Source organism: Leptolyngbya sp. AN10, from assembly GCF_050565645.1.
GTDB lineage: Bacteria > Cyanobacteriota > Cyanobacteriia > Leptolyngbyales > Leptolyngbyaceae > Leptolyngbya.
Genome location: NZ_JBNXVP010000065.1, coordinates 1 through 18,254, shown reverse-complemented (window position 1 = coordinate 18,254; position 18,254 = coordinate 1). Strand labels below are relative to the sequence as shown.

The window sequence follows — 18,254 nt, the reverse complement described above, 5'->3', positions numbered from 1 at the left end:
TCAGGGGAAGCCCACTAAACTGGGCTAGGAACTCCGTATTACTCTCTTAGCCCGCTTCAGCGGGGTTTCCTCCATTAGCCCGGAGATTGATCTCCGGGTGGACTGGCAACGCAGCAAAGCCGCTTTTCATACTTCTCAAACATCCTTTAGGATAAAATCACCTTAATCGCCTTGCTTTAACTTGTCATGCTGGATTTTCAAGAATTCTTCAATGCTTGTTCTGGATTGTGGAAGACCGAACGCATCTATCACTATATGCAGAATGGCGAGATCGAACGCTCTTATACAGAGTTTCAGGTCAATCCACTGACCGATGACGAGAAAGATAAGATCCTGATGCCAAGTGAAACTTTGCAAATCGATCGCACTAAAAATCTAATCTTTCCAGGGTTTTCGATCGCATTCGATACAGTGTCAGAAACAGGCGATCGCGTTTCGATGAGTCTCAAAGCCTTATTCGTTCCTGATACCGCTGTGACTTATTCAAGCGCTCCAAAGCCACCGATGCCCGTTGCGGCTGAAGTCACCAACGATGCGATTCAAGGCTTTTATTTACGCGATGAAGGCTATTCTGAGGGCGGCGCGATCGCAGGACGATTCACCTACCAGCCGATGCGCCAAACTTTGGAGATGACCACGCACTATAAACGATCGGTCGCAGTCGATCAGATGCGGTTTATCTCACCCGATATGCGCCTGAGAACGATCGTCACTTATCAACGTCCTGAAGCAGATCAAGTGCCAACCGTCACCACTTTGATCGGTTTTGGGGTAGAACGGAAAAGCTAACAGAATTGCCCAATCAAATGGATCGACGTAGTTTTCTCTTCGGAATTGCAGCACTCAGCACCACGCTCACCGGATGTAATAGTCCGAATCAGTCCGCGTTCCGAATTCGATCGCTGAAAAATTCGATCCCGATTCAACTTCCAAACGAATTCCGTAGACAGCTAACCGAATTCAAAGACATCCGAATCGATATCAAGCCCGAAGATCAACTGAGAGCGCTGTTTACCAATCTGCAAACCTGGAAGCGACAAGGCGGAAACTCTCAACCCGATCGCTCGTTCAATCTGCCGTTTATTCCTCAACAAGATGCCGTTCCTGATCTCGTCACTCTGGGCGATTACTGGCTATCGGTCGCGATTCGACAGCAATTGATTCAACCACTTGATCCGAAAGCGTGGCAATTATGGAATCAACTCCCCGATCGCTGGAAAAAGGTTGTAACTCGCGAGAATCAAGTCTGGGGCGCACCGTATCGTTGGGGTTCGACTGTGATTGTGTATCGGACGGATATTTTCCGCGATCGTAATCTCACTCCTCCAAAAGATTGGGCAGATCTATGGCGTGAAGATCTGCGCGGCAGAATTGCGCTACTCGATCAGCCTAGAGAAATTATTGGGCTAACTCTGAAAAAACTCGGTCAATCTTACAATACGGCTGATTTAACGAAGGTTCCGAATCTAGAATCTGAACTATCGGCATTGAATCGCCAAACGAAATTCTATAGTTCTGATGCTGTATTGCAATCACTTTTGATTGATGATGTCTGGATGGCGGTTGTTTGGTCTACAGATGTGTTGCAAGCGATGAAACGAAATCCGTCGATCGCAGGCGTATTGCCCACTTCTGGAACGGCTCTATTTACGGATCTTTGGGTGCGTCCAGCAGGGGCAGTTCTGAACCCAAATAAAGCAGTCCAGTCTTTAGCCGAACAGTGGATTAATTTCTGTTGGCAACCGTCGATCGCGCCTCAAATTTCACTGTTGAGCCAAGCCGCATCGCCAATTTTACAAACATTAGATCCAGCCACATTTCCAGAGCCGCTTAGACAAAATCCGCTCTTAGTTCCACCTTCAGAAGTGCTCGATCGCTCTGAATTTCTCGAACCGATAAGCGATGCGACGATCGAACAATATCGATCGCTCTGGGCTAAAATCCGAGGCTCGGTCTAGTGGGAGACCAAAAATTCGTTTTCGCCAACACATCAAATGCAGTGCAAGCGATCGGCTCTTGTTGAACCTGCTTTTGTCCCACGTTCGCACTAAATTCGCACGTATACGTCGCTAACAGTTCACCTTGTGGCTCAAATATCCGCAAATTGTAGCCATAATCGCTCGTAGCTTTGCCAAATCGTCTGATAAATTCAAATCGCTCAAAGTAATCCAACCCGCTCCAAAGTTGAGCATTCACCACAAGATCCACGCGATTCGGCTCAGTGGCTCCATTACACGCCAACCATCCACTAATCAAGCGCCGTCCAAATTTATCTTGTGCGGCAATCTGATCCCGAACGAACCACAGACTTGGCTGCGTTAATCCTGATTGATCGATCGTAGTACTGGTAATTCCTTCGGTCGTCTCGCTACACATTCCTTGCTGAAACATCTCTGGCTGAAAAGGTGTGGTCGAAGCTTTCAGCGCTGAATTCGCCAATACACTCTGACTCATCAAGCCTACAATCAGGCTGACTCTTGCAAAATGGTGTAACACTTGTGTCATATTGAGTTCGATTAGTTTGCCGAATTGACGCGATCGAGTACGCGAAAGTGCCTACTCCTGTTTTAATGTAATTCCTCTCAAATTCAAATGTTATGTTCGATCCGCTTCGTCCTTTAAAGTACTTGCCTTGGATTGAGTTGCTGCAAGTGTCGCTGTTTACGATCGGTTTGACGATCGCGATCGATGTTCTCTTTTTCCAATTGGTGAGGGTTCCAGCCGTTTATCCGACGATCGCTCAACTGTTCAATTCTCCTTTCGGCTTGCTGATTGCATTAGGAGCCGCTGTGGGTGTGGGAGCTTTAGCGGTTGCGATTATGGAACGCTGGTTTCGTCAACTTGTGATTACGAACACGACTTTGTGGGCATTAGTGCCTTGTCTTGGCTTATGGTTATGGCTGCGATCGTTTCTGACGGTCTTTCCGCAGCTACTTACTCCGGTTCTAAGTTTTGAATCGCTTGTGTGTATCATTTTGGGTGTGTTTTGGAAAGGAAAACCCTACTGGCGGTGATCCAATTTGCTCTCGCAATACGCTACCGTAGTTTCAGATCCCTAAGAATTCAAGAACGATGATTGCTCTGTACTGTGTTTTGCTCCTTGCGATGCTGGTTGGAATTATTGGCGCAGTCGTTCCTGGCATTCCTGGAACCAGTTTGATTTTGGCATCGATCGTGATTTGGGGTGCAGTTCGTGGCTTTGCTGATTTGACAGTCCCATTGGTAGTCGGGATTGTTGTTTTTGTTCTCAGTTTAGGAATTGATTTTCTAGCAACGTATTGGGGCGCGAAAAAGGCTGGAGCTAGTAATTGGGGACAGATTGGCGCATTTGTTGGATTTATTCTTGGGTTTCTCGGATTTTTGCCAACTTTACCGATCGGGGGTCCTTTAGGTCCGATTATTGGATTGTTTTTTGGTCCGTTGGTCGGCGCGATCGTGGGTGAATTTCTCTATCGCAAAGATGCCATGATTGCGATCAAAGCGGGAATCGGGATTGTAGTGGGTTCTGTTGTCGGCAACTTGATTCAGGGCGTTTTAGCGCTTGTCACTGTTGCTGTGTTTATCTTTAATACATTCCCGCAAGTTCAGGCAGCAGTCCATTTTGCAAACTAGATTCGAGCAATCCAACGACTCGCGATCGGCATTCTCCATCCGGTTCCAAAAGCGCGATCGGTGACTTTTAATCCGGGTGGCGCTTGTTTGCGTTTGAATTCTGCAATTCGGACTAATTTCACGACTCGTTCCACGATCGCGGCTTCATGTCCAGCAGCGATGATTTCGGCTGGTGCTTGATGCTGATGAATATATCGATCGAGAATGTCATCTAAAATCTCATAGTCCGGCAGCGAATCTTGATCTTTCTGTCCTGGTTTCAATTCTGCACTCGGTGGCTTCACTAAAACGTTATTCGGAATGATTTCTCTAGATCGATTAATCCATTTACAAAGTTTGTACACTTTCGTTTTTGGAACATCTGCGATCGCGGCTAATCCTCCATTCATATCACCGTATAACGTGCAATATCCCACAGCAATCTCAGATTTGTTACCCGTTGAAACTAAAAGATGCCCAAACTTATTCGAGACTGCCATCAACAAAGTGCCACGAATTCGAGATTGCAAATTCTCTTCAGCTAATCCGAACGGTGTTCCTGCAAACAACGGATCGAGTGTTCGATCGAAGCATTCCATCACAGTGCCGATCGCTAATGTTTGCGTGTGAATTCCCAGATTTTGAGCCAGATCTAGCGCATCTTGAATCGAATGATCTGAACTATACGGCGAAGGCATGAGAATTCCGAGAACGTTCTCTTTTCCAACGGCTTCGGCTGCGATCGCTGCTATCAAAGATGAATCAATCCCACCGCTCAAGCCCAAGACAATCTTAGAAAAACCACATTTTCGAGCATAATCCCGCACACCCAGAACCAATGCTGCCCAAAGTTCCGCCTCTTCACAGTCGGGAGCAGATTCGATCGTACTTTTCTCAAAGTCCTGCCCATTGTATTCAATCACCAACCAATCTTCCTCAAAGCCGATCGCTCTTGCAATCAAGTTGCCGGATTTGTCGATCGCAATACTCGCTCCATCAAAAATCAGGTCATCATTTCCGCCCACCTGATTCGCATAAATCAATGGCTGATTGAATCTGACGGCTCCGTGTCGCAACATTGCTTCCCGAAGTTTTTGCTTGCCAACTGTATAAGGTGAAGCGGAAAGATTGATCGTAAAATCTACACCTGCTTGGGATAAATCCGCGATCGGGTTCAAGTTGTAAGTTCGCTTTCCCCAAAATTCCTCATCATTCCAAAGATCCTCACAGATGGTTACACCAATCCGAAGACCATCTAGCTCAAAATAATTCGCCTCGTGTCCCGGTTCAAAGTAGCGATCTTCATCGAACACATCATAAGTTGGCAACAATCGCTTATGGAAGACTTTTAGAATGTTGCCTTTCTCAATCAAAGCCACACTATTAAACAATGGCTTTCCACCTGTCGAAATTGCGTTGGAATTCGGCTCAACCGTTCCAACTAACACTGCTACACCTTCAGGCAAATTCGATGCAAGCTCCGAAAGTGTTCTCGTCATCGTTGTGGCAAAGCTTGGATCAAGTAACAAATCGCGGGGCGGATAGCCACAGAGTGAAAGTTCGGGCGTTAGGAGTAAACGAACTCCTTCAGAAGCAGCACGATCGGCAGCTTTGAGAATTTTATCTGCGTTACCTTGGAGATCTCCGATCGTAGGATTGAGTTGTGCGATCGCAATTTTCATGATGATGTTGAGTCTAAAATTTGCAAGATTTCTAAGATTTGCGGCTTGAGGTTGGGTAATTCCATTTCGATAATTTCCCAAACAATATTGAAATCAACTCTCAGATAGTCGTGAACTAATACATCTCGAAATCCAGCCATTCGTCGCCAAGGAACGTTTGGGTAGGCTTGTTTGATTTCAGAAGAAAGATTTTTTGTTGCATCGCCGATCACTTGAAAATTTCGCACAACAGCATCTTGGATCATTCTGGTTGCTTCAAATACTTCTCGTCCGCTAGAAGTGTATTCTTCGATCCGAGCAATGCACTCTGCAATACAAGCGACGTTTAATCCATCATCAATCATAGAGAAATCGCCTCTTTCAAAACTCGATCGCGGATTCTCTCATGCAGCATTTTCTCAGTTGCAACATCCACTTCTCGCCCTAATAAATCCTCAAGATCTTGAATCAATCCAACAGGAAACCAAGAACTTCGATTTTTTCCCATTTCAACTAAGAAGTCTACATCGCTTTGATCGTCCGCTTCACCTCGTGCAACTGAGCCAAAAACTCTGACATTATAAGCACCATGCTTTTGCGCGATCGCTAAAATCTCGTCTCGCTTATCGGCTAATAGTTCCTCGATTCCAAGTCCCATAATTCTGAACTCAAATAAACACTAAAGGCTTATCTTTGAACGGCGCGAACGCTTCAGCATCAAATCGATATAAACTGGCAGGTCGTCCCGCTCCTCTTGAAACTTTTACACCCGTGTCTGATAGAAATCCGAGTTTTAATAACCGCGATCGAAAATTAGAATAATCCGAAAAATTCTCTCCTAAAACTGTCGTATAAAGCTGAAATAAATCGCTCAATGTAAACAGTTCAGGCAACACATCAAATGCAACCGGACTGTATTCTAATTTGTTTCTTAAACGACGATGACCATACTCCAAAATCTTGTTGTGATCGAATGCGAGTTCAGGCAATTGATCGACAGGATACCAAGCAATTCCACTCACTCCATCTGCAATCAGTTCAGCTTCAGCAAATCGAACTAAAGCAAAATAACTGACTGATAAATAGCGGACTCCATAACTTTCGTCGGATTCACGCGGATCGCGCTGCGGACCTCCAAACGTATAAAGCTGCTCTAAATACAGATTTTTCACTCGAATCTTTTCTGACAGAATTCGATACGCTGCATCTTCGAGCGATTCGCCTTTTCGTACCAGTGTTCCTGGCAAACACCACTGTCCTAAAAATGGCTCCTCATGCCGCATGACGAGCAAAACCAACAATCGATTTTGCGCCGTATCGACTGAAAAGATCGCGTTATCGACACCCACCCTGAAATCTGCAAGCTTCTCCCCCATTAGTGAACTGGTTGTTTTTCTGTGTGTGCGTGGCATTGATAAAGTTGCTCCCGATCGATATAAGCCTGAATCGAAGCTGTCACCCCGGATAAGTCACAGCCCTCGCGATACGCAGTCGAAGACACATCAGGAACCGATGCTGGCGCGATCGTAATCTTCGCCCCGATTGCTTCTAACTGCTGTAAATCTTCTGGTTCAAATTGATAGCGCGATCGCGGAATCACTAGAACCTCAACGCGCTGCAAGAGTTCCGCCACACGATACCATTTCGATAACTGTCGGGCGACATCAAATCCTACAACTAAAGTCAATTCTGCATTCGGATAGCGCTCTCGAATGCGATCGACCGTCACGATCGTTCTCGGATGGCTCAATTCTGGATGCACCTGCACAGTCGGACAGTTCAATTCATCTACGAGAACTTGTAACATCGCGGTTCGTTGCGATAGCTCAGTTTGATGAGACTTAAACGGGTTGTCTGCTGCCCAGACTGCAACGCGATCGAACTGTCCAGAGAGCCAGCGCAAAATCTCTAGATGTCCGGTCGTGGGCGGATCTGCACTGGTTCCAAAGAGGGCAATTTTCATCATGGGTGTCTCCGTTGGCGAGTGCGATCGGTTAATTCTGAAAGCGCTTGGGATAGTTCGACCGGAAGCGATGTTGGATGTTCAAGCTGTCGAACGGATTCCGGCAAGCTTTCAACATTTGCAGTTGTGCGATCGCGAATTTGTGCGATCGTTTCTGGTTCTAAAATTCGCTGTCCTTGCTTGAAAACTAATTGTAATAAAGGAACTTCTCCGTTTGCATCTTCGGAGATCAGTCCTAAGCGATCGCTCACTCCCGATTTACGAAAAATCTGCTTACGTCCTGGATATGTTACTTTTCCAGTCGCTTCTTTCATCACTGGAATTCCATCAATTTCAACCAGCTTGTACACGCCATTTACAGGCGCACCCGTGACTAATTGCGTTCCCAATCCATAACCATCAATACAAGCTCCATTTGCTTTCAATTCTGCAATCCGATATTCATCCAAATCGCCACTGGCAAAGATGGAAACTCCGGGTAAGAGCGATCGGACTTTCTTCGACAATTCCAACAGATCGCCCGAATCAATTCGCACTCCCGCAAGCTGAATTTCTCCGGCTTTCAGTTGTTTGGAAAGCGTTTCTGCTGCTGCGATCGTGTCATACGTATCAATCAATAGAGGCGCACCCGGAAAATAGCGATGAAATGCGGTAAAAGCTTGGGATTCAGTACCTTCGATCGCATTCAACGCCATCACTAACGAATGTGCCATTGTCCCCGTCGGTTTCCGTCCCAACTTCAACGCTGCCAACACATTCGAGGTTGCATCTAATCCGCCTGCCAACGCCGCACGAGCCGCCCAGATTGATCCTTGTGGACTAAATGCCCGTCGAGTTCCAAACTCTAGTAAAGTCGCCTCTTTGCCTGCAATATCTCGCATTCGAGCCGCACGAGTCGCAACCAAAGTTTGATAATTAATCGTATTGAGCAAATAAGTCTCAGCAATTTGAGCCTGCCACAATGGAGCCTCAACTCTCAGGATAGGTTCATTTGCAAAGACCGCTGTTCCTTCTGGGACTGCCCACACGTCTCCCTCAAATCGCGCTCCTTTTAACACCGTCCAAAATTGTTCGGGCGCATGATCAAAAATGCCCGATGATTGTAAGGCTAAAATCTGAGACTCATTGAATTGAAACTGCTCTAAATAGTTCAATGCTTGTGCGAGTCCCATTGCGATCAAATAGCCAAATCCTTTGGGCAATCGCCGGACTGAAAGTTCAAAACTGGCACGTCGTCGATCGAGCTTTTCTCCGACATAACAAGCTGACATGGTTAACTGATATAAATCAGTCAACAAACTGTAATCTTCTGGGCAAATCACGAGTGCGAGATCTTCCACCCAAATTCTCCTTAGATTCAAAAGGGTTAATCAGAGTTAGGGGGCAGCTTGTCTTAAATTATAGTTGATTTAACCAAAAGTCAAGACCTGAAAAGGAGAAAGTTCTTCTGGAACTTGAGCCATTTGGCAGAGGTTATGGTGAAGAGAACAGAAACTATTGATATAAATGATTGAATTTCTCAGAATATTCGTGTAAAGAAACTGTTGCGATCGCACAATTCTCACTCCAGTCTTTGTAATCTTATTAGAAGCAAAAATACGAAATTTCAAGAAGGAAAAACGAGCGCAACTTTCTTCTAAACAATTGATGCGATCCCTGGTAAACCATTGGAGAATTTTTCATAATAAACCACATGCAGATTCGGACATGAATCATTCACCCAGTTTCGATTGTTTTGCTCCATTTAACGCACACTAATTAGAGGTGATTCTTATGGCGATTCCAAAGGTCGTAGAAGAAGTGATGGACTATTTTTCGGGCGCTGTGACTCGGATTTTTGGCTTGAGTGATGATGCTTATCCTGGTACTGGAATTCAACCGTTTAGCGGCGATGTTTATGACAAAAAACATGTGAAGAAACACTTTGAGCGCTAACACAAAATCGCTCATGGATTCTAGATCAGTGATATTCCCCTGGCTGCTTAAAAGTAGGTCAGGGGATTTTTCGTTTGATCAGTCTTTTTGAAGCTATCAGATTGTTGTAGAACGTCATCAAGGTTCTTTTGCAATGTCAGTCTCAACTGAACTGCGGAACAGAACTTATCATCGAAATTCCGCTAAGTTTTTCACCCAACAAGAATGGGCTGAAATAGCTATAAGAGGATGTTTGAAAAGCAATCGTTCATCGCATTCACCCGCCCGGAAATGAATCTCCGGGCTAATCGGGGGCAGCCCACTAAACTGGGCTAAGGAGATTTATCGAAAACAAATTACCCGCTGTCTTCGGCTTCGCTCAGTCAGCTAGAGATCGCGCCCTGAGCGAAGCCGAAGGGCAGTCTTTCAAGCGGTAAGCTCTTTCGTAGAAATCTCCTAAGAACTCCGTATGACTCTCTTAGCCCGCTTCAGCGGGGTTTCCTCTATTAGCCCGGAGATCAATCTCCGGGCGGACTCGCAACGAAGCAAAGCCGCTTTTTATACTTTTCAAACATCCTCTAATGTCTCGATCTCAGGTTCAATAAAGAAGCCATCAGAGATCGAGGTTGATATGTTGAGAGTGTTTGCAGACCGAGGCGGAACGTTTACGGATTTAGTAGCTGTAACGGACAATCCAGCGATCGTCGATCGGCTTTCAACCTATCCTGAGCGATTTCAGATCACATCGCTTGCTGATCATTCGTGGATTATCCTCTACAAGCTGCTTTCAGAACAGCCTGAACAGTATCAAGATGCAGTAATTCAAGGGATTCGAGACATTCTCGGACTGAGCCGCGATCAATCTATTCCTGCTGGCATTGTAGAAGTCGTAAAAATGGGAACGACGGTTGCCACGAATGCGTTACTAGAACGTAAAGGCGAGCGAACCTTACTTTTGATCACCGAAGGATTTCGAGATGCACTGTCGATCGGCTATCAAAATCGCCCCAATATCTTTGCGCGTCAGATTGTTCTACCTGAGCGAGTGTATGAGCGAGTGATTGAAGTGAAGGAGCGCTACACAGCACAGGGAGAAGAGATTGTGCCGATCACAACTGGGGAAGAAGCGCGACTCACAACAGTGCTGCAAGAAGCTTACAAAGATGGAATTCGAGCCATTGCGATCGCATTCCTCCATAGTTATCGCTATCCTCAACACGAACAGCAGATTGCAGCACTTGTTCGCAATATTGGCTTTACTCAAGTTTCGGTATCTCATGAAGTGAGTCCATTGATGAAACTCATTCGTCGAGGTGATACGACTGTCGTAGATGCGTATCTTTCTCCGATTCTCAGGCGATATGTGGATCAAGTGGGAGCAGAACTACGATCGACGACAAAGCTAGAGTTTATGAAGTCAGATGGCGGATTAACTGAAGCAACGCGATTTCAAGGAAAAGATAGTATTCTTTCAGGTCCCGCTGGTGGGATTGTTGGAGCCGTTAAAACGAGCATTGCAGCAGGATTTGATAAGATTATTGGCTTTGATATGGGTGGCACTTCAACGGATGTGTCTCATTTTAATGGTGAGTATGAGCGCACATTTGAAACGGAGGTCGCAGGAGTGCGATTGTGTGCGCCAATGATGTCGATTCACACCGTCGCAGCGGGAGGTGGTTCACTCTTGCGGTTTGATGGATCGCGCTATCGAGTGGGACCAGAATCAGCGGGAGCGAATCCGGGACCTGCTTGCTATCGGAAAGGTGGCTCGTTAACCGTGACGGATTGTAATGTTCGGTTAGGTAAAATTCAGCCTGAGTTCTTTCCGCAAGTGTTTGGAGCAGAGGGAAACTTACCGCTCGATCGAACAATTGTGGAGCAAAAATTTGCTGAACTTACCGCAGAAATTCAAGCAAAAACTAGAGATACCCGCACTGATGAAGAGGTTGCCGCAGGATTTTTAGAGATTGCGATCGACAAAATGGCAAATGCGATCAAAAAGATTTCGGTGCAGCGTGGCTATGATGTTACACAATACACGCTCTGTTGTTTTGGGGGTGCAGGCGGACAACATGCGTGTTTGATTGCAGAAGCGTTGGGCATGACAAAGATTTTTATTCATCCATTTGCTGGAGTCTTGTCAGCGTATGGAATTGGATTGGCAGATGTGCGAACTTTGAAAGAGAAAGCAGTAGAAGCCGATTTAAGCAGTGTTTCTGAATTAGGACAAATATTGACTGCGCTCGATTCAGAAAGTCGAGCGGAAATTATTGCTCAAGGAGTGAATCGCGATCGCATTGAAACAGTATTCAAAGTTCGGTTGCGGTATCAAGGAACCGATTCTGCTTTAACTGTAGAGTTCGATCGAGCAGAAACAATGAGACATCAATTTGAGGCACTTTATCAGCAGCGTTATGGCTTTTCGATGCCCGATAAAGGGTTAGTCGTCGAAGCGGTTTCTGTAGAAGCGATCGCACCTGCAACACCTATCACAGAGCCTTTACTATCTGCGGATAGAACGATTCCCCTAAGTCCAATTTCAACCGTTCAGATTTACGCAAAAGGAACTTGGCATGAAACTCCGGTCTATCGTCGCCAAGATTTGAGAGCGGGCGATCGCATTTCTGGAGCAGCTTTAATTTTAGAACCAACTGGAACGAATGTGATTGAACCAGGATGGTGTGCTGAATTAACTGAGCAGAACTATTTGATTCTAAATAGAATTGCTGAAGTTAAAGAGAGTTCATCTGTAGAACTATCTGCAACTCCTGATCCAGTGCTTTTGGAGATTTTTAACAATCTTGTTCGTGCGATCGCAGAAGAAATGGGCATCACGCTGCAAAACACTAGCTACTCAGTCAACATCAAAGAACGTCTCGATTTTTCCTGTGCTATCTTCGATCAATCCGGGCAGCTTGTAGCGAATGCACCTCATATTCCAGTGCATCTCGGCTCGATGAGTGAAAGCGTGATTAGTCTGATTCGAGCAAAAGGCAATACGTTAAAACCTGGAGATGCGTTTGCCTCGAACAATCCTTACAATGGTGGTACTCATCTACCAGATATCACTGTCATTACTCCAGTGTTTATCGCGGATAGTTCTACACCGATGTTTTATGTCGCTTCGCGTGGACATCATGCTGATATTGGAGGAATTACACCTGGATCAATGCCTCCTCATAGTCAATCGATCGACGAAGAAGGTATCTTGCTTGACAATGTGCAGATTGTCGATCGAGGAAAGTTTCAAGAATCAGAACTCTTGGAATTGTTAACTTCTGGCAATTATCCTGTTCGCAATCCAGTACAAAATTTAGCAGATTTACAAGCCCAAATCGCAGCAAACGAGCGCGGTGTACAGGAGCTTCGTCGCATTGTTGAACAATCTGGTTTAGACGTGGTTCAAGCTTATATGCAGCATGTCCAGAACAATGCAGAAGAATCGGTACGACGAGTCATTGACGTGTTAAAACCTGGTCGTTTTGACTATCAAATGGATGATGGTAGTCAGATTTGCGTGGATATCACGATCGATCGCGCTGCTCGTTCCGCCTGTATCGATTTCACAGGAACATCTTCTCAGCGATCGACGAATCTCAATGCGCCCTTAGCGATTTGTAAAGCCGTTGTCCTCTATGTGTTTCGGACATTAGTAGAGGATGATATTCCCCTCAATGCTGGCTGTCTTAAGCCTCTAGAAATCATTGTTCCAGAAGGGTGTTTACTCAATCCGCGTCCTCCTGCTGCTGTCGTGGCTGGAAATGTTGAAACTTCGCAAGCGATCGCGAATGCGCTCTATGGTGCATTAGATGTGATGGCGGCTTCTCAAGGCACAATGAACAATTTCACCTTTGGGAATGAGCAGCATCAGTACTATGAAACGATTTGCGGAGGATCAGGAGCAGGTTCAACATTTGATGGAACGGATGCAGTTCAAACTCACATGACGAATTCGCGGCTGACTGATCCAGAGGTTTTAGAGTGGCGATTTCCAGTGTTAGTTGAAGCATTCTCGATTCGATCGAACAGTGGCGGAATGGGCAAACATCAAGGTGGAAATGGAACGGTTCGGCGTATTCGATTTCGGGAAGCGATGACGGCTGCCATTCTATCGGGTCATCGGATTGTTTCTCCATTTGGGTTAGCAGGAGGGGAATCGGGGGCAGTTGGGCGTAATTTTGTGATGCGGCAAGATGGCTCGATCGAGTCGTTGAGTAGTAAAGCAGAAGTATTGATGGCTCCAGGGGATGTCTTTGTGGTTGAAACGCCTGGAGGTGGGGGATTTGGGGCGAGCTAAAGAATCTCGATCGTGCCTTGTTGTCCATCAATTCGGACGCGCTGCCCGTCTTGCAAAATTTCAGTGGCATGAGTCACATCCATCACTGCTGGAATTCGATACTCTCGTGCCACGATCGCGCCGTGTGAAAGTCGTCCGCCAACTTCTGCGATCAGTCCTCCAACTCGTGCTAGAACAGGCATCCAACCCGAATCAGTGTAGGGAACGACGAGAATCGTTTCACGATCGACATTCAATGAGCCATTGAGCGATCGTAGAATTCGGATAGTTCCTTCGACTTGTCCGACGCTTGCTCCAATGCCCTGCAATCGATTCGAGGCTTGCCAGGTTGGAGCTTGAGGAGTAGGAGGATCATCGCCATAGACTAACTGTGGAATGGGTGAAAGTTGTCGATCGTGATCAAAGCTCGATCGACGTTGTTCTATCAATGCTGCAAAGTTGGTGTTTGAACTACAAATTTCATCGTAAGTCAGGAAAAAGATATCACCGGATTGTTCTAGAACACCGGAATCTAACCAGCGCTTCTCAATCTCGATAAATCTCCAGCGAAGTTCTGCTAATAATCGGCTGTAAACTTCGGTCACTTTGCCTTTTAGTGCAATTCGTTGCTGCACTCCTTTGTTCTTAATTTGCGGTGTGGGCGGCTCAGGAGAAGGATTTAAGCAGAATTGTTTGAATAGTTCTTGAACAGGTTGCGGCTCTTCTCGCCATGTTGGAACAGCAATATCTGTACCGACTTCGCTTAAGTAGCCGTATTGATTTAACAGTTGATCAAATTGCTCTAAGATTGCTTGTCCTTGTTTTGTTTGGGCAAGTTGGCTAAAGACATCTTCCTGTACAGTTCCGACCCTCGATCGAGCAGAATTCGCAAGATTAGACAGCGATCGAAGTGCGGCAACTTCTGGCGTATCCCGATTATCTAATGCTTCATCTGGAACTTTGAAGATAGATCTTCTCAGTGCTGCACTAAGGGGCGCAAGAATGCTGTAGTAAGTTGCTCGTTCTAATAGCTCAAGGATTTGTTCGATCTGTTGTAGAAGCTCTGGAACAGATAGCGTGTCGATCGATTGTTCTAACTTCTGAAGCATCGGATTGAAGTAAAGCTGCTGATCGCGAGAAAAATCTTTCTCTAATCTCATCTCTCGCTGAAGTAATCGCAACAATCCTGGAACATTTGAAATCGTCGATCGTAGGGGTGGCTTGCTAAACTTCGCGCCTCTGGTTAGAAATTCTAAGCTTTCTGCGGGTAGTCCCATTCGTCTAAAAATTTGCCCTAACAATGAAGCATTGAAATAAGCGTGTGAATAGTGCAGTGTTGCAGTCTCGGTAAAATCTAGACCAGAAGCGCGATCGCCAAGTACGATCGTAAAAATCTTTCCCCAAACCCCGCACGTGAGCGGACGATTGATCGACCAGGTGAGCGGACGAATTGCGCCAGGAATCACTTCTGCGGCGATCTTGCGAGTCCAAATCGGAAATAGAGTCGTAATCGATCGAGATTGCAATACCCACAATTGGTTTCCATCAAAGCTCCATTCAATGTCCTGCGGCACACCATGAAAATGTTCCTCTAAATGCCGAGCTAGATATGCGACTTGCTGAATCACTGATGCTGGAACAGTCCCCTTACCTTCCACTTCTAAGGTAATTTCTTCTGGTAATTTCCAATCAGTCCCGACTTCTCGAACCATCACTTGATAGCTCTCTGGAGTCACTTGTCCTGAAACAACACGATCGGCATTTCCCGGTAATGCTTCAATCAACACTGCATCGCCTTGTCTTGCAATTGGATCTCGACTAAATGCAACGCCCGAATACACACCTCGAATCTGTTGCTGAACTAAGACCACCATCGAAGCCTCTGCAACATTACGATCGCGTCGATACTTCACCGCTGATTCTTGCTCATACGATTCCAAACAGCGCACGATCGCAGGTAATAGCAATTCTTGACGAGTAATATTCGCGATCGATTCATACTGCCCTGCTGCTGAAGCTGATTCTGCATCTTCTCCAATTGCTGACGATCGCACAATCAAAGGATTCTCTCTAGAAGGCTGCAATGTTTCAATTAATAGCTTCGGATCATCTCCAGGCAACAATACCCAAGCCTCTGGCACTGGATAGCTCGATCGCTTCAATTCCGATAGTGTCGCCGCCTTTTGTCCAACCTTTTCGGCTTGCAAATTCTGATCCAGCGACATCAGCGATCGATCATCCCGAAGAAATTGAAACATAGCTTTCGATCCTCTCTGTACACTGTCTGGTCTCAAATCTAAGTCATCTGGAATCTGGTTATAAATCCACCACAAAAAAGCTGCAAGCCCAATCGAACTCAAGATCAATGGAGTTTCCTGTGGATGTCTTAATGCTGTAATCAACGGAAATAGAACTAAGACACTAAACTTCCCCGATCGACGTTCTCGCAAAATCGTAAATCCAATTCCTCCGATTAGGAACACCAAAAAAGAGACGATCGGATCATGCACTACATAGCCCCAAACGACATTGGTTGTCCCTGCTCCTTTGCCGATAAAGTACCGCCCATACACCAATGCAATCAGCGCAATAATTTCCCACTCTGGACTATCGGGAAAGAACGATCGAGCTAACAATACCGCTGCGATTCCCTTCAACGCCTCAGACAATACAGCCAGAACACCAACGCCCGTTCCCCCGTGATAAAACGCCGCTGAAACGCTAATATTTCCCGTTCCAAGCTCCGACAGTCGTTTCCGACTCAAAGCCCGTGTCATCCAACCAATCAGCGGCAATCCGCCCAAAATTGGACACCCGATAAAAATTAGCAGCGAACCCCAAACAGGCATCAAAGACATCACTCGATCGCACCTTCACAACTTCTCGAAGTCTAGCGATTCTTGTCCAATTCCTGCCAAAACTTCCAAATTTCTCTCATTACCGCCACATCACATCTCAAATCTGGATGAGACACACCAGAAAGACAGACAAATTCGGCTCCTCGAACAATCGTTGATTCGACCGTCACGACACCATCATGTCCGTTCCCATAGTCACTCGCGATCACAAGCGTTGGAATTTCTGCGGCAATCTTTTGAGCGATCGCACTTCTATCGATCGCCAAATCCCGCGCAATCCCAATTCCCCAGCCAAATGGATCAACTTTTCGAGCAATGTGCGATCCGCCAATCGGTGCGCCTAGTAGAACAAATGAATGCACTCGCGACCACCATTCAGGATGTCGATCGAGCAATTCTACCCACAATACGCCCCCCATCGAAGTCGCAATAATCCGAATCGGAACCTCTGGATAGTGATGAAGATTTTCGAGAACAACGGCTTGGACACTCTGGATCAGCGGTTCTAAGTAAAACAATGTTCTGACCCAATGCAATTCTGGAGCTACAATCAGCGTCTCTTTCAATTCCAGCGCATACGCTAATCGAGCGATGGTTTGACAGCCAGAAAGATCAGTCATTCCATGTTGAGCAAAAAGAATTGTTTGGGGTTGAGCATTCATACGTTAATCAAAGCGGCGAAAACTTTCTCCACTTTGTTATAGCGAATGGAATTCGAGACTTACCCCAAATTCCATTCGACGATATTATCGTGCTGCACTCTGAGGCAAAGCAGGCTCCAAAATACGATCGATTTCTTTCAACTCGCTTTCACTCAAAGTCACTTCCGAAGCTGCCGCATTATCAACGACTTGCTCCGGACGACTCGCCCCAATAATCGCACTCGTCACTCGCTGATCTCGCAACACCCACGCTAGAGCAAGCTGCGCCATCGAGATATCTAACTCTTCCGCGATCGACTTCAAATCCTGTACAGCGGTTAAAACTTGATCACTGAGCAAATCACTCATAAATCCGTTCATCTTGTCATTTGCTGCCCGTGAATCTTTCGGAATCTCTTCACCCGGTTTGTACTTGCCTGTGAGCACTCCTTGAGCCAACGGAGACCAAACAATCTGACCAATCCCATTCGCCTCACAGAGCGGAAATACTTCAGCTTCGGGTTTGCGCCACAACATCGAATACTGAGGCTGACTCGAAACAAACTTCTCAACATTGGGTAGATCCAAAGCTGCTTGGATTTGGCTTGGACTCCATTCGCTAAATCCAATGTATCGAGCTTTTCCTTGGCGAACGACTTCCGTTAACGCTTCCATTGTTTCTTCTAATGGAGTTTGGGTATCGTAGCGGTGGCATTGATACAAATCGACGTAATCGGTTTTCAATCGCTGAAGGGAAGCATCGATTTGCTTATGAATTTGTGCCGCTGATAAACCTCGATCGACATCTGACATCGGAAAATAAACCTTCGTTGCCAGAATGTATGAAGTGCGATCGACACCCTGCAAAACCTCACCTAAAAGCGATTCTGCTGCGCCTCGTGCGTACACATTCGCCGTATCGATAAAGTTAATCCCAACATCAAACGCTTTATGAATGCAGGCTTCTGCATTTTGGCGTTCTACACCGCCGCCGTAAGTTAACCAAGAGCCAAGAATGATCTCTGAAGCGTTGAGATCACTGTTTCCTAACTTGCGATATTTCATCGTAATTTCTCCGATTGCGATTTGCAGCAATTCTATTGATCTAGCCGAACCATATTAGAAGGCAATCGATTCTTGCCCCTCTATCAGATGAGATAAAATTAACTCAAGCTTATCCAGACCTCAGAGGTGAGAATCATGTCGCCGATTAGAGATGAACTTCCTTAGTGATGTAGAAAACTTTTTGCAGTCTCAAGATGAGAATGTAGTGATTTTAGAGAACTGAATGCGCCGCTCTAAACGAACACGTTTACTTTCGGAGGCACAAGCGGCAGGCGGACTACGACG

At 46.0% G+C, this 18,254-nt stretch carries 16 protein-coding genes; 6 read left to right on the top strand and 10 right to left on the bottom strand.

Features of this window, described 5'->3' with window-relative positions; all coding sequences use genetic code 11:
• Nucleotides 1-186 precede the first annotated feature (186 nt).
• Together ACQ4M5_RS39200 and ACQ4M5_RS39195 are read left to right on the top strand one after the other, a co-directional pair.
• Entirely contained in the window at nt 187-789 is a 603-nt protein-coding gene (locus tag ACQ4M5_RS39200; protein WP_430681213.1) for a phycobiliprotein lyase, read from the top strand.
• A gap of 17 nt (nt 790-806) precedes the next feature.
• Nucleotides 807-1,958, top strand: coding sequence for an extracellular solute-binding protein (locus ACQ4M5_RS39195; protein ID WP_430681212.1), 1,152 nt, complete (start codon nt 807-809; stop codon nt 1,956-1,958).
• Here the strand turns inward: ACQ4M5_RS39195 and ACQ4M5_RS39190 are convergent.
• Nucleotides 1,936-2,505, bottom strand: a complete 570-nt coding sequence (locus tag ACQ4M5_RS39190; protein WP_430681211.1) for a hypothetical protein — start codon at nt 2,503-2,505, stop codon at nt 1,936-1,938. The two genes, ACQ4M5_RS39195 and ACQ4M5_RS39190, sit on opposite strands and share 23 nt — an antisense overlap.
• 92 nt (nt 2,506-2,597) lie before the next feature.
• Between ACQ4M5_RS39190 and ACQ4M5_RS39185 the strand changes: the two genes are divergently transcribed.
• Both ACQ4M5_RS39185 and ACQ4M5_RS39180 read left to right on the top strand, forming a co-directional pair.
• On the top strand, nt 2,598-3,014 hold the full coding sequence (locus ACQ4M5_RS39185; RefSeq protein WP_430681210.1) for a hypothetical protein: 417 nt from the start codon (nt 2,598-2,600) through the stop codon (nt 3,012-3,014).
• A gap of 58 nt (nt 3,015-3,072) precedes the next feature.
• Nucleotides 3,073-3,612, top strand: coding sequence for a DUF456 domain-containing protein (locus ACQ4M5_RS39180; RefSeq protein WP_430681209.1), 540 nt, complete (start codon nt 3,073-3,075; stop codon nt 3,610-3,612).
• On the opposite strand, the gene ACQ4M5_RS39175 is transcribed toward ACQ4M5_RS39180, so the two are convergent.
• Genes ACQ4M5_RS39175 through ACQ4M5_RS39150 form a run of 6 tightly spaced genes read right to left on the bottom strand, consistent with a single transcriptional unit; the run spans nt 3,609 to nt 8,555 of the window.
• On the bottom strand, nt 3,609-5,273 hold the full coding sequence (locus ACQ4M5_RS39175; RefSeq protein ID WP_430681208.1) for an NAD+ synthase: 1,665 nt from the start codon (nt 5,271-5,273) through the stop codon (nt 3,609-3,611). The two genes, ACQ4M5_RS39180 and ACQ4M5_RS39175, sit on opposite strands and share 4 nt — an antisense overlap.
• Nucleotides 5,270-5,617, bottom strand: coding sequence for a HepT-like ribonuclease domain-containing protein (locus ACQ4M5_RS39170; RefSeq protein WP_430681207.1), 348 nt, complete (start codon nt 5,615-5,617; stop codon nt 5,270-5,272). The genes ACQ4M5_RS39175 and ACQ4M5_RS39170 overlap by 4 nt, the downstream gene beginning before the upstream one ends.
• The gene (locus tag ACQ4M5_RS39165; RefSeq protein WP_430681206.1) at nt 5,614-5,910 is read right to left on the bottom strand and encodes a nucleotidyltransferase family protein; all 297 of its coding nucleotides are present in this window, start codon (nt 5,908-5,910) and stop codon (nt 5,614-5,616) included. The genes ACQ4M5_RS39170 and ACQ4M5_RS39165 overlap by 4 nt, the downstream gene beginning before the upstream one ends.
• 10 nt (nt 5,911-5,920) lie before the next feature.
• Nucleotides 5,921-6,601, bottom strand: coding sequence for an NUDIX hydrolase (locus ACQ4M5_RS39160; protein ID WP_430681205.1), 681 nt, complete (start codon nt 6,599-6,601; stop codon nt 5,921-5,923).
• 26 nt (nt 6,602-6,627) lie between these two features.
• Nucleotides 6,628-7,218: a nicotinate-nucleotide adenylyltransferase gene (locus ACQ4M5_RS39155; RefSeq protein ID WP_430681204.1), complete on the bottom strand. Its 591-nt coding sequence runs from the start codon at nt 7,216-7,218 to the stop codon at nt 6,628-6,630.
• The gene (locus ACQ4M5_RS39150) at nt 7,215-8,555 is read right to left on the bottom strand and encodes a nicotinate phosphoribosyltransferase (protein ID WP_430681203.1); all 1,341 of its coding nucleotides are present in this window, start codon (nt 8,553-8,555) and stop codon (nt 7,215-7,217) included. Before ACQ4M5_RS39150 ends, ACQ4M5_RS39155 begins: the two co-directional genes overlap by 4 nt.
• Nucleotides 8,556-8,988: 433 nt before the next feature.
• On the opposite strand from ACQ4M5_RS39150, the gene ACQ4M5_RS39145 reads away from it, so the two are divergent.
• Both ACQ4M5_RS39145 and ACQ4M5_RS39140 read left to right on the top strand, forming a co-directional pair.
• Nucleotides 8,989-9,150, top strand: a complete 162-nt coding sequence (locus tag ACQ4M5_RS39145) for a hypothetical protein (RefSeq protein ID WP_430681202.1) — start codon at nt 8,989-8,991, stop codon at nt 9,148-9,150.
• A 610-nt stretch (nt 9,151-9,760) separates the two neighbouring features.
• Nucleotides 9,761-13,426, top strand: a complete 3,666-nt coding sequence (locus ACQ4M5_RS39140) for a hydantoinase B/oxoprolinase family protein (protein WP_430681201.1) — start codon at nt 9,761-9,763, stop codon at nt 13,424-13,426.
• Here ACQ4M5_RS39140 and ACQ4M5_RS39135 read toward each other — a convergent pair.
• The 3 genes from ACQ4M5_RS39135 to ACQ4M5_RS39125 form a co-directional block, all read right to left on the bottom strand.
• On the bottom strand, nt 13,423-16,263 hold the full coding sequence (locus tag ACQ4M5_RS39135; protein WP_430681200.1) for a glycerol-3-phosphate acyltransferase: 2,841 nt from the start codon (nt 16,261-16,263) through the stop codon (nt 13,423-13,425). The two genes, ACQ4M5_RS39140 and ACQ4M5_RS39135, sit on opposite strands and share 4 nt — an antisense overlap.
• Nucleotides 16,264-16,295: 32 nt before the next feature.
• The gene (locus ACQ4M5_RS39130) at nt 16,296-16,925 is read right to left on the bottom strand and encodes an alpha/beta fold hydrolase (protein WP_430681199.1); all 630 of its coding nucleotides are present in this window, start codon (nt 16,923-16,925) and stop codon (nt 16,296-16,298) included.
• Nucleotides 16,926-17,009: 84 nt separating this feature from the next.
• Entirely contained in the window at nt 17,010-17,969 is a 960-nt protein-coding gene (locus tag ACQ4M5_RS39125) for an aldo/keto reductase family protein (protein WP_430681198.1), read from the bottom strand.
• Between the last annotated feature and the right edge of the window lie 285 nt (nt 17,970-18,254).

Bases quoted from the DNA above. Each gene is read 5' to 3' on its own strand.
- ACQ4M5_RS39200 (WP_430681213.1), top strand. From the start codon at position 187: ATGCTGGATTTTCAAGAATTCTTCAATGCTTGTTCTGGATTGTGGAAG.
- ACQ4M5_RS39195 (WP_430681212.1), top strand. From the start codon at position 807: ATGGATCGACGTAGTTTTCTCTTCGGAATTGCAGCACTCAGCACCACG.
- ACQ4M5_RS39190 (WP_430681211.1), bottom strand. From the start codon at position 2,505: ATGACACAAGTGTTACACCATTTTGCAAGAGTCAGCCTGATTGTAGGC.
- ACQ4M5_RS39185 (WP_430681210.1), top strand. From the start codon at position 2,598: ATGTTCGATCCGCTTCGTCCTTTAAAGTACTTGCCTTGGATTGAGTTG.
- ACQ4M5_RS39180 (WP_430681209.1), top strand. From the start codon at position 3,073: ATGATTGCTCTGTACTGTGTTTTGCTCCTTGCGATGCTGGTTGGAATT.
- ACQ4M5_RS39175 (WP_430681208.1), bottom strand. From the start codon at position 5,273: ATGAAAATTGCGATCGCACAACTCAATCCTACGATCGGAGATCTCCAA.
- ACQ4M5_RS39170 (WP_430681207.1), bottom strand. From the start codon at position 5,617: ATGATTGATGATGGATTAAACGTCGCTTGTATTGCAGAGTGCATTGCT.
- ACQ4M5_RS39165 (WP_430681206.1), bottom strand. From the start codon at position 5,910: ATGGGACTTGGAATCGAGGAACTATTAGCCGATAAGCGAGACGAGATT.
- ACQ4M5_RS39155 (WP_430681204.1), bottom strand. From the start codon at position 7,218: ATGATGAAAATTGCCCTCTTTGGAACCAGTGCAGATCCGCCCACGACC.
- ACQ4M5_RS39145 (WP_430681202.1), top strand. From the start codon at position 8,989: ATGGCGATTCCAAAGGTCGTAGAAGAAGTGATGGACTATTTTTCGGGC.
- ACQ4M5_RS39140 (WP_430681201.1), top strand. From the start codon at position 9,761: ATGTTGAGAGTGTTTGCAGACCGAGGCGGAACGTTTACGGATTTAGTA.
- ACQ4M5_RS39135 (WP_430681200.1), bottom strand. From the start codon at position 16,263: ATGTCTTTGATGCCTGTTTGGGGTTCGCTGCTAATTTTTATCGGGTGT.
- ACQ4M5_RS39130 (WP_430681199.1), bottom strand. From the start codon at position 16,925: ATGAATGCTCAACCCCAAACAATTCTTTTTGCTCAACATGGAATGACT.
- ACQ4M5_RS39125 (WP_430681198.1), bottom strand. From the start codon at position 17,969: ATGAAATATCGCAAGTTAGGAAACAGTGATCTCAACGCTTCAGAGATC.